We start from the raw sequence: 225 nt of genomic DNA on the forward strand, positions 1-225 counted from the left end.
GGCGTGGTGGTCCATCTCCGTCGCGACGATCTCGTCGCCCTCGCTGAGACGCCGGCTGAGACCGTACGCGACGAGGTTGATGCTCTCGGTGGTGTTCTTGGTGAAGACGATCTCCTCGCGGCCGTCTGCGCCGAGGAAGTCGGCGACGCGGTCGTGCGCCTCTTCGTAGGCGAGCGAGGCCTCGTGACTGAGCTCGTGGATCCCGCGGTGGACGTTCGCGTTGTA

General features: G+C 66.2%; 1 protein-coding gene. It reads right to left on the reverse strand.

Features of this window, described 5'->3' with window-relative positions; genetic code table 11:
* Window positions 1–225: aminotransferase class V-fold PLP-dependent enzyme (locus tag EXE44_RS21660; RefSeq protein ID WP_241991894.1), on the reverse strand; the 225-nt coding region annotated here is incomplete at both ends.

Source organism: Halorubrum sp. SS7 (assembly GCF_005435055.1).
Classification (GTDB): Archaea; Halobacteriota; Halobacteria; order Halobacteriales; family Haloferacaceae; genus Halorubrum; species Halorubrum salinarum.